Origin of the sequence: Streptomyces sp. 3214.6 (genome assembly GCF_900129855.1) — a bacterium.
Taxonomy (GTDB): Bacteria; Actinomycetota; Actinomycetes; order Streptomycetales; family Streptomycetaceae; genus Streptomyces; species Streptomyces soliscabiei.
This window is the reverse complement of record NZ_LT670819.1, coordinates 223,762-239,553: the sequence shown is the minus strand read 5'-3', so window position 1 is coordinate 239,553 and position 15,792 is coordinate 223,762. Positions and strand designations below refer to the sequence as shown.

12 protein-coding genes are annotated in these 15,792 nt (G+C 71.1%); all 12 read right to left on the bottom strand.

The window, feature by feature from the left end:
- Positions 1-25 precede the first annotated feature (25 nt).
- Positions 26-934: an ATP/GTP-binding protein gene (locus B5557_RS44630; RefSeq protein WP_231976192.1), complete on the bottom strand. Its 909-nt coding sequence runs from the start codon at positions 932-934 to the stop codon at positions 26-28.
- Entirely contained in the window at positions 928-1,524 is a 597-nt protein-coding gene (locus B5557_RS44625; RefSeq protein WP_231976191.1) for a hypothetical protein, read from the bottom strand. Before B5557_RS44625 ends, B5557_RS44630 begins: the two co-directional genes overlap by 7 nt.
- Positions 1,525-2,390: 866 nt before the next feature.
- Positions 2,391-3,308 carry a replication-relaxation family protein gene (locus B5557_RS00885; RefSeq protein ID WP_079657319.1) on the bottom strand — a complete coding sequence of 306 codons (918 nt, stop codon included), beginning with the start codon at positions 3,306-3,308 and terminating at the stop codon, positions 2,391-2,393.
- Positions 3,305-5,932 (bottom strand): ATP/GTP-binding protein, encoded by a 2,628-nt coding sequence (locus B5557_RS00880; protein WP_079657318.1) that lies wholly within the window; start codon positions 5,930-5,932, stop codon positions 3,305-3,307. Before B5557_RS00880 ends, B5557_RS00885 begins: the two co-directional genes overlap by 4 nt.
- Positions 5,908-6,567 (bottom strand): hypothetical protein, encoded by a 660-nt coding sequence (locus tag B5557_RS00875; RefSeq protein WP_079657317.1) that lies wholly within the window; start codon positions 6,565-6,567, stop codon positions 5,908-5,910. The genes B5557_RS00880 and B5557_RS00875 overlap by 25 nt, the downstream gene beginning before the upstream one ends.
- A complete protein-coding gene (locus B5557_RS00870) occupies positions 6,564-7,676 on the bottom strand; it encodes a C40 family peptidase (RefSeq protein WP_231976190.1) in 1,113 nt (370 codons plus the stop codon). Before B5557_RS00870 ends, B5557_RS00875 begins: the two co-directional genes overlap by 4 nt.
- 35 nt (positions 7,677-7,711) lie before the next feature.
- Positions 7,712-10,453: a hypothetical protein gene (locus B5557_RS00865; protein ID WP_079664507.1), complete on the bottom strand. Its 2,742-nt coding sequence runs from the start codon at positions 10,451-10,453 to the stop codon at positions 7,712-7,714.
- 1 nt (position 10,454) lies between these two features.
- Positions 10,455-10,805 (bottom strand): hypothetical protein, encoded by a 351-nt coding sequence (locus B5557_RS00860; protein WP_079657315.1) that lies wholly within the window; start codon positions 10,803-10,805, stop codon positions 10,455-10,457.
- On the bottom strand, positions 10,805-13,495 hold the full coding sequence (locus tag B5557_RS00855; protein WP_079657314.1) for an ATP-binding protein: 2,691 nt from the start codon (positions 13,493-13,495) through the stop codon (positions 10,805-10,807). Before B5557_RS00855 ends, B5557_RS00860 begins: the two co-directional genes overlap by 1 nt.
- Positions 13,492-14,073, bottom strand: coding sequence for a hypothetical protein (locus B5557_RS00850; protein ID WP_079657313.1), 582 nt, complete (start codon positions 14,071-14,073; stop codon positions 13,492-13,494). Before B5557_RS00850 ends, B5557_RS00855 begins: the two co-directional genes overlap by 4 nt.
- Complete coding sequence (locus tag B5557_RS00845) at positions 14,070-14,411, bottom strand: hypothetical protein (protein ID WP_079657312.1); 342 nt, start codon at positions 14,409-14,411, stop codon at positions 14,070-14,072. The genes B5557_RS00850 and B5557_RS00845 overlap by 4 nt, the downstream gene beginning before the upstream one ends.
- The gene (locus B5557_RS00840; protein WP_079657311.1) at positions 14,408-15,340 is read right to left on the bottom strand and encodes a conjugal transfer protein; all 933 of its coding nucleotides are present in this window, start codon (positions 15,338-15,340) and stop codon (positions 14,408-14,410) included. Before B5557_RS00840 ends, B5557_RS00845 begins: the two co-directional genes overlap by 4 nt.
- Positions 15,341-15,792 lie beyond the last annotated feature (452 nt).

Sequence of the window (15,792 nt, the reverse complement as noted above, 5' to 3'; positions counted from 1 at the left end):
TCAACGTCCTGCCCTTCCGGCGCCGTTACCTGACGACCTGCACTTCACCGATCGCCACCTGCACGTTGCTCTGCCGGACCTCGGTGAGCTGGCCGGTCGCTCCCCCGCCCTGCCAGCCGATCGTCCACGTCGAGGTCGCGGTCACCTGAAACTTGCCGTTTGCGGAACCAGCTGAGGTCTTGGAATACAGATGTCCGCAGGTCGGGGACTGGGCCATGCCCTCGGACGCCTGGTAGGGCGTACCGGGGCCGTTGCACGTCACGCTGGCGCCGTCGCCCATCTGCCACACGATCTTCGAGACCTTCGCCGTCGCGGTGACCGTGATCCCGCCTGCGGACGCTGAAGCGATGTTGGGCCCATAGGTTGTGGCGCTCTGGTTGACCCACATCCACACCGGGACGCCGACCGTGTAGTTCCCAGCCGCGCGCGGGCTGGCGACGTCCGGGCCAAGTAGCGTCATTGAGTCGACTGCACGCTGCGCCAGGACGGCTGGGTCGACCGTCTGTCGTGCGGGCGGCTCGGCTAGCCACACCAGCCGACGGACGGTGAGGTCGTCAACCCCGTCGGGGGCCACGGAGCAGGACTGCTCGTACACGGCTCCATCGCCGGGTTCGTGGCCTTCCCAGTCCAGGCTTCCGACGGGCGGCTGCGGGTCTGCGAGGTTGTAGGTGCAGACCGTTTCGAAGGTGCCGTCAGCGTTCTCGTAAGAGTCGTCATTACTACCGCTCGATGATCCGCTTCCGTCCGTGTAGCCGCTGCCGCCTTGCTGGCCACCGGCCTGCCCGGGGACGTCGACCTCGACCTGGCAAGTGAACTGGCCGCAATGTGCGCTGCCACCGCCCTTGGGTTCGTCTTCCGCGTAGCTGGTGACAGGTACGGCGAGCGCCGCAGCTAAGACAGTCGCTGCGGTGACCGCGATACGGCTGGTCAGCATGACTTGCCCTGAGGCTCGTCGCTGGTGACGCGCCACCCTTCCGGGTACCTCTCGACAGTGCTGACGATCACGTACTTGGTCAGGCGGTTGTCCGGGAGGCTCACCGGGCTCTTGGTTTCGGCATTCACCGTCTGCCAGCGCGAGATATCGAGGCAGCTGGAGAGCGTCGCGTTTGGAATCTTCCCTGAGGTGTCGACCTTGGTGACACTTTGGGCAGTGACGGCGACATCGCCGGTGTTGATGAGGCCACGTTCATGGGTGCTTTTGGCGTCTGCCTCAGCGTTCTTCAAGGCAGCAGCTGCGGCGTATTGATCAAGATGGACGCTCTTGCCCGTGACGTCGGCGTAGAGCTTCTCCATCTCCTGCCAGTAGGCCCCGTACGCGGCGATGGCTTCCCTCTTCGCCGTCTCCTTGGGATCAGCGGTGGCAGAGGCCAGCGGGGACGGCGTGACCGTCGGCGACTCGTTGGCTCCCTTGTCCTTCCCGTCGGATGAGCTGCACGCGTTGAGGGCGAGCGCGGCACACAGCGTGAGAGACGCGGCGGTGGCGTTTCGGAACAGAAGAGCGGAATGGTGTGCGCGGCGTTTCACGATGCCTCCCCGTATGGCGCGGTGTGACATGACCGCTGCCTGAGCCGCCAATGGACGGAAGTCCAGTTCCGCGGCCTGGTCGAGCTGTGGTGATCCGTTTGCGTAGCGGCAAGGCTACGCATATGCCTATGGATATTTTCGAGTGTTTGTTCGTCGGATCGCTTGTTGGTGTTGGCTTTTGGCTGTCGAGTTGGGGTGCGCGATGTGCTGCGGCGTCTGCTCGTCGTCGCTTTGGCGTCCCGGTGTTGCGAGGTGTTTTGGGGGATTTTGAGTAGCGCTCAGGCGGTGCGTCGGGCTGGCGGCTGCCTGGATGGGGTGGCTGGCCGGTTGGTGATGGGGCTGATGGTGTTGCTGGGGCGGCTGGTGTGATGTGGCCGGAATGGGATGCGGAAAACAGACCGGCTGCCCCCGTTCTGCTGCGTGGGGTGCGGAGAGGGTGTGCGATGTCGCGGCGTGTGGGTGAGGGGTCGGGGGGCGGGGCGCGGGGCTCGGCTGGGAGATGGTGAAGGGCGGCCAGACGGTGATCACGTCTCCGTCGAGGGTGACGCGCCGGCCGGGGAACCTGCGGCGTAATGCGTTGAGGTCTTCCAGGTCGTAGTCGTCGACTCCCTGCATCACCCAGGCGTCTCCGATGCGGCTGGCGGACCGGGTGGGAGTGGAGGGCGTGTAGCTCCATGGGTCTTCGCTCTGGTGAATCTCTTCGCTTCCCGGGTTCATGTGACGTCTCCAGTTCATCTTTGGTGAGGGAGGGTTGCGTAACCACCGGAGTGTGCACTGGTAAATTACTTGTTCGCTTGTGTGAATGTCGAGTGGGTTGCCGGGTCGTTGCGGGGCTGCGACATTCGGGCCGCACGAGCCTGCTGGGGTCACAGTTGGGTCCACGGCCGTGGCGTGCCGCCGGCTAAGGGGGTCCATACATCGCTGGCGGGTCCCTGGAGTTCAAGGTCGTCCAGGATGGCCGCGCCCATCGGTACCTGCCGGGCGAGCGCGTTGACGTGTGGGTGCTGGGCGGTCATGGCCTGCAGGTCGCTGATCCGGTTGTCGAGGACGTGTCGGCTGGCGCCGGTGAGGATGAACAGGACGCGGGGGAAGACGGGGTACCAGCGCAGCCAGGCGGGGCCGGCGGCGGGCGGCTGTCGCGGGCGTTGGCGTCCGGCGGGCTGGGGCTGGTAGGACCACAGGCGGGCGTATTCGATCAGCTTCGATGCGAGGCGTTCGCTGCCCATGGTGGTCCGGTCGATCTCGGCGAACGCCCGCAGTTTCGTGCGCTGGTCGCCGCTGGTGAGGGTGTAGTGCATGACGGCGTCGGCGATGAGGCGCTCGCCGTCGCCGAGGGGGTGGGAGACCTCGGGGGTCCAGTCGAGGGGGCCGTGTTCGTCGCCGCGGCGGCGGGCGTCGGTGACGAAGGCCAGGTGGGTGCGGACGACGGTCAGTGTGTGGGGTGTTTTCAGCGAGGCGGCCGTGGCGGTGGTGATCGGGTACGGGGGGCGGCCGCGCAGGGCGGGGAAGTCGCGGGTGAGGCGGGCGCCTTCGCCGGTGAGGTACCAGGCGCGGGTTGTGTTGGACCGGGGCAGCACGGTGTAGCCGACCAGGTGGCGGCGGCGCAGTGTGTTGAGGGGGCGGGAGATGGCCTGCCGGGTGGCGTTCGGGCGCAGCAGGGCGTGGAGCTGGCTGGTGGTCGCCATGCGGTGTTGGGCGAGTGCGGTCAGGAGTTGGTGGGGGAGCGGTTCTACGGGGCTGGGGGTGAGTGTGGCCCGTGCAGGTGTGGCGTGGGGGGTGGTCACTGGTATCCCTTCTGCGTCCGGGCGGACGCGGGGGTGGCGGGGGTGTGCTGTGAGAGGAAGGCGCTGAGCCGGTCGAGTTGGCCGGCGGCGAGGGCCGCGAGCTGGTGCAGTGGCGCAGCGCCGGCCATGGCCTGGGCCGAGCGCTGCAGTGCCGCCGCTTGGCGGGGGCGGGCGTAGCGGGCGAAGACGTCGTCGAGGTGCGGGCCGGTGATCTGGACTGGGCCGGTGCGTCGGCCGTTGACGGTCAGCGACATGTAGTGCTCGTAGCGGTCGAGGGCGGCGACGAGGGCGGGGCTGGGGTGGTCGCCCCATTCGGAGGTGATCGCGGCGATGGCGGACTGCGAGCCGGCGGTGGAGGCGAGGGTGGAGGCGTTCTGGACGAGTGACAGTCGGACCGGGGCGGGCAGGCGGGCCAGCAGCTGGGTCATGCCGTGGACGTGGACGCGGTATTTGCGGAAGTCTTCGAACATGGCGGCGATGGTTTCCGGGGCTGCGCCGGTGAGGGTGATGAGTTCGTCGAAGTAGGCGCGGAACGGCGCTCGTTGGGCTTCGGGGGCGTCGCGGCGGGAGCGCACGGCGCGCAGCAGGTCCCGGGCGAGGAGCGCGGTGATCAGCCGGTCGGTGGGCCCGCTGCCGCCGGGGCACACCCACACGATCATCTTCGAGTCCATCGCGGCGCGGATGTTGTAGACGCCGGCCGGCTGGCCGAGGAATGCGCGGGTGACGGGGTTGGCGGCGAGGCGGGCGATCGGGTTGGCGACCACGGCGAAGGAGTCGGCGGGCAGTGTCGGGAACACCGTCTGCCACCAGGAACGGGTCTCCGTATCGAGCCGTCCCTCCACGGCGGCGAGCGCCGCAGCGCGCAAGACCGGGTCGGTGAGCAGCGCCCGCACGTGGAAGACCGTGGCCTGGTCCTCGGGCCGCCCGGCCTGGCAGGCGGCCTCGTTGACGGCTGCCAGCACCGTCAGGGCGGCGGTGAGGATGGTCAGCGCGCGCGGTGCGCTGGCGTCGTCCCAGCCGAGCGCGGCCGCGAAGGCGTCCGCGGTGGCCTCGACGACCTCGTGCGCGCTCTGGCCCTGGTGCATGCCGAGCGGGTTCCAGCAGCTCACCTGTGCAGAAGGCCCATGGGCGTTGAGGTCGATGAGCGCGATCCGCTGCATCAGCGCGTCGTGGGCCAGGAACGGCAGAGCGCGGGGCCAGGAGTCGCGGTGCGGGTCGACGAACATCAGCCCGCCTCCGGCATGGGCCCAGCCGATCGCCTGAGCGAGGGCGCGTTCGGTCTTGCCGCCGCCCGCCTTGCCCACCCCGACCTCGAACAGCGTCTCCTCGGCATAGCTGGCGACCAGGCGCCGGCGGCCGTCGGGGGCGCGGTAGATGCCCTGCAGCAACAACTCGGGGTTGCCGAAGCGGAAGGTCGGCAGGTCTGCGGCGAGCAGCGGCAGCCGGCAGTGCACCGTGGGCGGCTTGAGCAGGCCGGTCAGTTCCTCCAGACGCACCCAGTTCGGGCGGGGCGGCTGGCAGTGCCCCAGCCGCCAGCGGCGCTCGAAGCCGCGCCGACTGGGCCAGCGGTCCGCCCCGAACCGCCACGGGCCAACCCGCCACCCGCGCATCGCCCACCGCGAGCCGCCGCCGAACACATCAAGCGCGGCCTGCAACTGGGCGAGCCGGGCCTGGGCTCGGCCTTCGGTGTTCGAGGCGCACATCACGAGCAGCTGCACACGCACCAAGTGGTCGTCATCGGCGAGCTTGCCCAGCGCGTCCTGGGGGTCCACCCGGCGCGGGACCGGCGGCATGACCAGACGGCGCCCGCCCCCGCCTGCGCCCTGCTTCCCGCTGACCAGCTGCTGCAGCTGCCAGGCGAACGAGTCCTCGATGCCGCCTGCGTCCTGGCGCACCCACCGGGCAGCGCGCTGGGCCTCACGGCGCTCCCTGCGGCGGGCATCCGACATCAGCTGCACACGGCAGGCCCGAAGCGCCCACTTGGGCGCCCGCTGGATGTCGAGCCGTACCTCGGCCAGGTCACCCAGTTCCGCCCGCAGGTCGCAGACGGCATCGATCAGCGGCTGCAACGGGTCCGGGTCCAGCGGCACTTCACGCAGCGGGGCCGTTGGCTTGCCGCGCAGGATGAACTCAGCCCGCACCGCATGCTCACGCGGCTTGTCGACGAGGGGACGGGCCCGGTTCACGGCGACGGCCGGGCCGAAGGGCGTGATCGACAGCAGGCGTTCGCCGCCCGCGGGACCCTCGATCCGGTAGCGCAACGGGCTCGAGCCGTCGGCGCGCAGCCGGATCTGCACCGCCTTCGACCTTCGCGGCGCCCACCACGGCATGCTCGTCGAGGCCCGGGCAAGCTGGGCCCCACGGCGGAAGATCTCCTCCAGACCGGGGTCGAAGTGCTGCGACGGCACGAGTTCCAGCGCCATCCGCTGGGCCGAGGCCTTCCTCGCCAGACGGCGCACCACCATCTCGCTCACGGCCCATACGACCAGGGCGGCCGCCACGGGCACGTACCAGGAGGCGATCACCCAGCCAGCGGCGTCAGCCAGGCCGGCCAGCAATCCGAGGACCTGACCGGCCGCCGTGTCATCCGCCTGGTCGGTCAGGTACGGGGCTGCGGAGTCCATGTGGACGCTCCTTTCGTCGAAGTGCGGGTGAAGTGCCAGTCGGTGATGCGCCGGTCGGTGTAGGTGCCGCCGCGGTCGGCGCCCGCCCACACCAGGTGCACCACCGCCTTGTCAGGGCTGCCGTCTCGGCGGGCGACGGCGGCCTGGACACGGAAGCGAGCGGTGGCGAAAGCCGGTGCGATCGCCTGGCCCGGGTCGCCGAAGATCGCGGGCCACTTGGCGCGGCCGACCCCCGTGGCGTCTGCCCGCAGCAGGCCACGGCCGGCCGCGAGGAGTTTGTGCTCGTCGGCGGCGGCAAGGTCGGCGGGCCAGGCGTCCTCCAACGACTTCTGGATGGCGGCATCGCCGGCCACGCCCTCACCGTGCGGCGCCAGCGCGGACGCGCGGGCCGACTGCGTCGACGAGTCGGAGGCCGTGACTGACGCGGGCGAGCTGGCCTGCGCAGTGCGGCTGCCTGGAGCGGTTGCTGTGGGGTGCGCCGTGGGGTGCGCCGTGGGAGCGGTCGCACGCGGTGGCGCCGAGACAGCGGGTGCGCTCGAGGCATACGGCACCGTCAGCAGGACCACCCCGGCCACGACCAGGACCACGGTGGCGATCAGCAGCAGGCGCGGTGAACGCGCCGGGGAGACGGTCATAGCAGCCGGGCCCCTCCCGCGTATCCCGACATCGCGTTGACCGCGTCCAGGCGGACAACGGTGCCCGGCCGGGCGGCGTTGACCATCTGCCCACTGCCCAGGTAGATCCCGACGTGATGGATCGTCGCGTCCCGGCCCGGGGCGTCGGCATAGAAGACGAGGTCGCCGGCCTTGAGCGCGTCGGTGCCGAGACCGGCGGGGATCCGCTGACCGACCCCGGCCTGCGCGGCCGCGGTGCGCGGCAGGCGGATGCCGGCCTTGGCATATGCGTACACGGTCAGCCCCGAGCAGTCGAAGCCCTTGATGTTCGCGCCGCTCTTGCCACTGGGGGAGCAGCAGATGCCGTACGACGTGCCGCTGGCGTTGCCGCCGCCCCACGAGTAGGGCACACCGCGCTGGGAGAGCGCCGCCTCGATCACCGTGCGGACCTTCCCCGAAACGTTCTTCAGGTCCGGGCCCGTCGCGGCCGCCGTGTACTGGTCGATCCAGCCCAGCACGTTCGCCGCGTACTCACCTGAGCGGTTGTACTGGAGGATCGCGGCCTCGCGCTGAGCCCGCCTGGTCAAGTCCCGTCCGTTGCCGCACAGATAGACGGCGGCGCCGAGCGCGGCGTCGTCGGCGTTGTGCGGGTCGGCCGTCTTATCTCCGTTCGCGTCCTCGCCGATGCCCTCCCAGGTGGACGGCAGGAACTGGAAAGGACCGACCGCGCGCTCCCCGCTGGCGGTCCCGTCCCACTTGCCGCCGTCGGTGTCGGGGAAGACGGTGGTGTTCCCGCCGGCCCCGGAGCCGTTGAGGAGCACCCCGTAGATCTTCGGACGGATGTCTCCGTTGTCGGCGACGTTGCGGCCGATGGCGTGGCTCGACTCGACCTTGGCGATCCCGGCCAGGATCGGCCAGCGCATGCCCTGGCACTTGGGCCTGTACTTCCCGACCTGCTGGACAGCCTTCCTGTAGGCGGTCAGCATCCGCGCGGGGATGTCCGCAACGGTGCCGCCTTCGGCGATCGCGCCGTCGTCCTGGAGCCCGGTCTGCAGCGCGACGTACACGCTGATCGCGTTGGATACAGGAGCCGCGCAGCACACGCCGGTGAACAGCAGCAGCACGGTCACGCATCCCCACCGCCCCAGGCGGCGCCCAGGTGCCCTCACCCGTCCTCACCGTCCTCGGCCTGCCACTGCGCCCGCATCTCGCGCAGCCGATCGGCCTGGCGTTGAGGTTCTGCCTCGGGCCCGTTCTGCCGCATCAGGTCCCGCATCCGGGCACGCGCCTCGTCGCGCGGTGTGTTGCGTGCGCTCCCTCCGCCGGGACGGGCCGGGCCTGTCCCGGCCGGCGCAGGGCTCGCCGGACGCGTGGCGCTGCCGCCCGCGAGCCGGTTCGGGGACGTCGGCGTTGCGTTGCCTCCGGCCGGAGGCGTCGGCGTGGTCGGCCGAGCGGGGGCCGGCCCCGGACGGCCGGCGGGGCTGCTGCCAGGTGCTGTCGTCGGCTGGACCGGGTTCGGTCGCGGGGAGTGGACTGCCGTCGGTGCTGCCGGGAGGCGGCGGCTGCGGAAGGGGCCGGAACGGGCGGCCTGCCGGCCTGCGTCGGCCCAGGCCCGGCCGTCCTCGCGGACGGTGTTGCCCCATACCCGCACCTGCTGGCGGGCGTCCTGGGAGTAGCGCGAGCCCCCCGACCGCGCCCGGCGGACGTTGGCCGGCAGACCGACCGTCGCCCCGTACGCGGCGCGGCCGCCCCGGTTGAGGATGCGGTACCCGCGCAGGCGCACCAGACGGTTGTGGGCGCGTGTCGACAGCAGCGTGCGGTCGGTGTTCTGGTCGTGCAGTACCTGACCCGAGCGGCGGTCGACGACCTGGCCGTCCTCGTCGCGGTAGCGGTCGGGCGGACCGCCAGGACGGCGCGGCCCTGCTCCGCCCGAACCGCCGTCACCGCCGCCGGACGGGCCGCCCGCGTCCGGATCGCCGTCCGCCGTGGGCTTACGCCACTTGTCCAGCTGCTCCTTGTCCGGCCGTCGGCCGATCAGCAGCCAATGGCCGCCCTTCGCACCGAGCCGCGCTCCGATGCCGCCCACGGCGGCCGCCGCAGTGAGGGGGGCGAGCCCACGCCCTGCTTCGGCGGTGGCTTCGGCGAGCACACGACCGGTGTCCACCGGCATACCCGCCCCGTCGAACAGCGACGTCAGTGCGCCTATCAGGCGCTGGCGGGTGCCGAGCAGCCCGAACCGGCCGCCCCCGCCGCCGGTGAAGGCGCGCAAGCCCCCGCCGTATCCGCCGAGCGCGGCGGGGGAGTTCATGGCGAGCGCGGCGCCGAGCTCGGAGGTGTCGCCGGGCATGTGGGTGCCGCCGACCTTGGCGTAGCGCATCCGCATGGCCATGCGTCGGCCGAAGGAAGTGATCCCGGTCAGCAGGCGGCGGTGCCCGGCCGCGCCCACGATGGCGAGGACGTCGATGAGCAGGATCCGCTCGACCATCAGGTCGGGGCCGTCGGTGATGGTGGCGTCCACGGCGATGCCGAAGAACGGCACGAACGCGCAGATCCCGACCACGGTCAGGACCGAGATGCCCCAGATCGACAGCCACTTCCACACCGACTGGCGCGCAGGCCCGGGCAGCATGCCCGCGACGAAGGTGACACCGCCGACGGCCGCGGCCGCCGCGCAGATGCCCTGGGTGCCCAGCAGCACGATGGCGCTGGAGAGGAGCATGCCGCAGATGAACAGGGCGGCGATCAGCAGCAGGGCGGCGCCGCCGACCCGCCACCAGGTGGGCTTCTCGGCGTAGGCGGCGCACGACTTGCCGACCGGGCCGGCTTTCTTCATGTCGGCGAGAAATGCGGCGAACGCCTGGTCCTCGTCGGTCACGATTGCGTTGGAGGCGTTGAGGAGCTCGCCTCCGGGCGTGAGCGTCGGGAGATCGTCGCTGCTGGGCGGCGTGCCGTCGACGTCGCGTTCGCAGTACTTCTTGCCCGGCCCGTGGATCTTGCTGCAGGCGTCCTTCGCCTTGTCCGACGGGGTCGAGCTGGGCATGTACCCGCCGGTGATCCACTTCAGATGGACGGCGTAGGCCTTGCGGTCTGCAGGCTTGGCGGGGTCGAGGATGCGCCCGTATTGAAGGAGCATGTACGGCTTGACGATCAAGGCGTTCGTGATCGAATCCTGGATGGGCCGGGCCACCTCGGTCGAGGAGACCGGTCCGTCGCCTTCCTGCTCCTCGCACTTGATCTCGGCGTTACCGGCCATGCCCGCGCACGGGTCATAGCTGGCGATCTTGCCGCCCCAGTCGTAGGAGTTGACGCTCTGCTGCGCGACCTCGGCGGCCACCTGCTGGGACTGCCCCAGCGGCCCGTCCGGGCCGAGCAGGGTGTCGGGGCGGATGAGAGCCGAGGCGGCGATGGCCCCGATGAGCAGGGTGAGGAAGATTTCGCCCAGACCGCGGCCGACCCGGCCACGCACGATCATGAACCCCGCGAACACAAACGCCCAGGCCAGCAAGAGCCCCTTGATCCCGAGCGTGTCGACGACCGCGGTGTCGTAGGTGTCGGCGACCTTCTGCGCGGGCTTGATGAGGAGCTTCAGCAGCGGGAACCGGAAGGCCACTTCGATCGCCCACCCTGCCAGCCCGACCAGCAGCCGGATCAGCGTGAACAGCCCCGACAGGGCGAAGGCCAGAGCCTGGGTCTTGAAGGCGACGATGGAGCCGCCTTCGGCGTTCAGGTCGTATCCGTCGATCGGCACACCCTCCGACGAGTAGATGTTCAGCGGGGCGAGCAGGTCTCCGGTCTCGCTGTTACTGCCGGCCGCGTACACGACCTGGGTGTTCACCAGGAGGAACACGCCGGTGAGCAGCACGACGAAGCCGGCGGAACGCAGCCTCGCGCGGTCTGGACGGAACACGTCAGCGCCGCCTTTGCCCGGCGGCGCCGCGCAGCCGCCACACCACGAGCGCAGCCACACCTGCACCGGCAGGCACGAGCCTCCACGCCCCGCCGGCCACGTCCTGATGGCCGGCGGAAGCATGAGCTGCGGCGCCGCGCTCGCAGTACGCCTTGGCCGGGCCCACGATCAGGGTGCAGGGATCCCGGTGCGCGGCGTCGGTGGCGAAGGCCTGTCCGGTGTGCGGCCACCACCCCTGCGGCACGCCCAACCCGAGGACGAGCACGACCGCGGCGACGACGACGGCGATCACGGTAAGGACACTCACGACGGCGGCGACGCGCCTCGAGCGGTCCCAGGACAAAGTGGTCATCAGACGGTTTCCTTCGGACGGGTCTGTGCGGCCTCACCGGCGAGCGGCTCCGACACCGTGGGGAAGACAGCGCTCGTGCGGCGTCCCGGCGTGGTGGTGATGGACGTCGTGATGCGCTCGATGCGGGGGATGGAGACCTTGATGCGGCCGGTGTTCTGCCGCGGGCAGGCGATGAGGAACTCGCCTTCGCGGCCGCGTTGTCCGACGGGGGACAGGCCGGTGGTCACCAGCCGCAGCAGTTCGGTGTCGTTCGGGTCGAGACCGAGGAACTCCAGTCCCCGGCGGGCGCGTTCGCGGTCCGCGGTGCGGGCGAGCGCGCGGTAGGCCATCAGCCCGCGGTCGGGGCCGAGTTCCTCGGCGTCGTGCGAGCCCGCCAACAGGCCGGCGCCGTGCTTGCGGCCGTCGTGGAGGATCTCGTGGACCAGGGCGGTGCCCTCGGCCGATGAGGTCAGCCAGTACAGCTCGTCCAGCACCACGGCGGTGAACCGCTCGGGGTCCTCGAAAGCCGTCTGCCGTGCGATCGCGGCAATCAGGTAGAGCACCGCCCGGCCGATCAACGCCTCCAGCGGCTGCTGGTGCAGGATCTCGGGGTTGGCGAACGCGGCCTTCGGCGGCAGCTTCAGCCCCGTGGTGGTGATCACGATCATGTCGGAGGCGCTGGAGGCGTCCAGCCGCACCGGCGGCAGCGTCGGGTCGAAGACCATCGCCGCCAGAGAGTTGGTGGCGACGACCCGGATGAGGCCGGCGAGGGTCGCGGCCGCGTCCTGCCGCTTGCCCGCCTCGCGCGTCGCCATCTCCTCGAGGACCTCAAGGACACGGTGCATGGACGGCTCGGGACCGGCGACGGCCTGTTCGACCGCGTGGTGCAGGACCTCGCCGCTGGTGCTCATCGGGCCGATGCCGAGCTGCAGGGTCAAGTAAGACAGGGCGTAGTGACGGCCCTCGGGCCCGTCGAACATCCGCAGCGGGTCGATGGACACCTCGGCCTGTGCGGCATCGATGATCTGGACCCGGCCCTTGGCCGCAGTGCGGGCGAAGGTAGCCCACTCGCGTACAGGGGTGCGGTCGATACAGATCGCGCAGCCGCCGCGCGCCCACACCGCCTCCGCGATCAGCTTCTGCAGCACGCTCTTGCCCGCGCCGAGGTCCCCGACGACGCCCATGGACGCGGACGCGTCGACCTTGGGCGCATCCGCCACGTTGATCATCACGGGGCGGGTGGTACCGCAGTCCAGGTCGATACCGAGGAACATGCCGTTGGGGTCGCCGACCTCCGCAGCGGTGAAGGCGCCGGAAAGCGCCCAGTCTTCAGAGACCTGGTGCTGGGTGAACTCCCTCACGACCCCCGGCCGTACCGTGCCGGGCAGGCCCAAGCTGAACAGCGCCTCTTGCAGGCCGGCCGGGCGCACCGCCCGGTAGTCGGCGCCACCGAGCAGCGCGGCCAGGGCGCGGGCCCGGGCGTCGCAGACGGCGGCGGTCAGCCCCCACACCGTCAGCACCGTCACCGACTGCACCTCGACCTCCACGCTGGTGCGGGAGAGACGGGCATCGAGCTCGCCCAGGTCGCGGGCGGCCTCGGTCAGGGACGCGGGCATCCCGGTCGGGCGGGCGTCGTACTGGTCGGCCTGGTCGATGAGTTCGTTCTTCTTGCGCCGCACCTGGTCGCGTGCCTTCTCCGCAGGCACGAGCGTCAGGTCGACGGTGTAGTCGACGGGAAAGTCGAGCATCTCCAGCTGGGCGAACAGATCCGCGGCATCCTGGCTGACCGAGGGCGGGCACTCGGCCAGCGCCAACTGCGCCTGGTAGCCCACCCCGTTGTCGGACTCGACCTGCAGCCAGCGCCGCCCCAGCGGCGAGCCCGTGTTCACCCGCCACCAGGCCTTCCGCCCGGACCGTGTGATCCGGGCCGCGCTCTTGAGCTCGCCCGTGTCGTCGAGGTCGGGGTCGATGCCGCCTTCCTGCAGGCGCACCTGGCCGAGGTCGGCGTAGCTGGGGGAGCGCAGCACGCCGTCGCGGAGCTGCCCGCCGTACAACTCGCTGGTCTCGGCTTCGGCGAGCAGGGGCTCGGCGAGGCCGCGGTGCAGGGCGTGCTGGATCATCCACACGATCTCCGCCGGGCGGGCCGGGCGGAAGGCGATGCCGCCGGCGAGCGCGGCCTGAACCCGCGAGGCCTGCTCGCGATACGCGCTCACCTCGCGCCGGGCCACCGGCGCCGGGCGCATGCCCAGCATCGGTGCGACCTCGGCCCACGCCGCGCCGAGAGACGCCGACACCTGCAGGCTGCCTGTTTCGGTCTGCAGGGGCACGGCCAGCCACAGGGTGCGGCGGTGCATCTCCTGGTCGTCGAGCAGGTCGAGGGCGGCCTCGACGTTCTCCACCCACGGGTGCCGGCCCGTACCGGGTTCCTGCTCGGCTGGCTCGATGCCCTCGATCATCCTGAGGGCGATCTCGCCCGGGTCGACCTGGGCGCACATGCCATACAGGCGCGGGGCCCCGGACAGCGAGCGCACCAAGTGAGTGATCTTTGCCAGTTGTTCGTCTCGGACGGGGGCGGGCACGTAGGTGCCCTGGACGGTCTCCTCGCGGCGTCCCTGCGCGTCCGGGCCGGGGTGCAGGCGGTAGATCGCCCACACGCTGCCCTGCGTCGACCACACCAAGTGCCCGGCGATGTGACGGATCGGAACCCTCACCGCGCACCCCCCTGCTGGGCGAGCGCGAGCAGCTGCTGCACACCCGACACCGGCCCAGCCGCTGCTGCGGGAGCAACCGCCGGTGTACGGCGGGGTGCGGTCGAGCGGTCTGTGGCCGGGCTCGGGTGCGGCGCCCGGGCTGGACGCCGCTGCACCGCACGAGAGGGTGCGGCCTGCGCAGCGGGGACAGGCGCGGGCGTGTCCTCGATGGTGAAACCGCCGAGCAGCGGGTGCGCAGCGCGGTCGCGGGCGGCGCGCCCGCCGATTCGCCCACCGCGGGGCTGCCAGCCGAGCAGCACCCAACCGAGTGCGGCCTGCATCGGGGCACGGCCGGCGACCTTCGGCCGGCGCACCATCCAGATGACCAGGCCCCACCCGACGATGGGGACCGGCCCCATCCACGACCACCAGCTGATCGTCTTGACCAGAAGGAAGCCGCCGCCGACGGCGACCGCGATCTGCGCGGGCGTGTAGGGGCCGAGCGGGATCTTCCAGTCGGCAACCTTGCCCAGTACCCAGGGGTGGCGGCGGGCGGAGGTGTAGAAGCGGCCCACCCGTGCCGCGGCGGCCGCGGTCACAGCCAGCCCCCGACGCCCGGCGAGTGCTCACGAGAGGCGGGGAGTTCGGACCGGACGATCCCAGGAGCGGCGGGCGCCCCCTTGGACGGGTTCTTCACCTCGTCGGTGAACATGTTCGCCAGGTCGTTGCGCGAGTTGTACAGACCGAGCGCGATCACCATCAGGAGCAGGGCGCCGATCCCCGCCTTCAGTGAGAACTTCTGGATCATGATGACGACGACCAGGAAGATCAGACCGGCCTGCAGACCCTTCGTCGCCCACTCCTTGAACATGTTGATCCACGAGTTGCCGAGGTCGTCCAGCTGCCCGGCGAGCATCAGGCTGTGCACGGTGTTCATCGGGCACCCCCGTCCTGAGCCGTGCCGGACTGAAGCGCGGCGACTTCCCACCGGCCCGAGCGGGCCTTGAGCGTGAGCTCGTATGCCAGCGGCCACCGGCCGGTCGCGTCACGGGCTTCCACCGAGGCGAGCACCCGCACCTTCGTGCCGTCCGCCGGCACCTTCTCGGCGGCCGCGGCTTCCTCGACTGCGGACACCTCCTGGACGGCGACCGCCGTGTACGGGGCGGGGGAGACGGCGGTGAGGTGCACGCCCGGCGCGAGGTAGCGGTCGACCTCCCCGGCACCCGTCAGGTAGGCGCCGAGGAACTGTCCGACGGCGGACGACAGATCCCCCTCCGGGACGCTCACGGCGTACGACGACTTCGGCACCTCGGCCCGGGCCGGGCCGGCCACCACGCCGGGCGCACCGGTCACCGTGAACGAGGAGCCCGTGCTGTCGGAGGCCACCGGCACGGCGTAGTACCGCACCAACCCGTTGGCGTATTGCGCAGCCACCGTTACCGACCACGCGCTGGCGCCGCGCTGCGCACTGCGCACCGCCGTCACGGAGCCCGGCGCCGATTGCACATCGGCGGCCGGGTCGGGCAGTTCGACGTCCGGCGCCATCGACTGCGCAAGCCGCGCCTGCGCACTCGTCTCGTCCTTCGCGTTGCTGCGCAGCCACGCGCCGACGAACACCTGCGCATAGCCGCCCGGGTCGGCGGCGGATGTCGCGGTGCGCAGGGCGGTGGGCTTAGCCGCGGGGGCCGCCGCGACCGTGGTCGGGGTGGAGGCGACGGCGACGGCGAGGGCGATGGGGCCGGCCGCGATGACGGTCCAGACCGCCACGCGTGAGAGGCGTACGCGGCGGCGCATCGCCTCCAGCCGGGCGCCGGCCGCCATCGGAGCAGCGGCCTCGCTCTGTGAGGCCTGCTTGCCAGGGGACATGGTCAAACTCCCAGGTCAGAACGGATGTTGCTGACCTCGAGAAAACCCGGCGACCCCGACCCGACCACCGACCATGAACCCCCGACCATGGTCACGATGGGGACACGAAGTCCATGGTCGGGGTCATGGTCGGCCCGACCATGACCCCGACCATGGGTCAGTCGGGAGCCGGTGACAGGCCATCGCGTCCGGTGCTGTTCCCCGGACCGGCGACCGCTGTGCGATCACGTGCCGCCCGGCCAGAGGGCCCGGATACCGATGCGCAGACGGAAGCCGGCGGGGCCGTGACAGACGCCTGCGCAGTGCGCGATATGGACATGGACCTGCGCAAGAGAAGATCAGGAACGCGCGGGCGGACTGCGCAGCGACCCCGGCACAACTCGACTGCGCAGGATCCCCGGGCCGGTTGCGCAGCCCGATTGCGCAACGCCCGTCCGGGGCTGCGCAGTCGG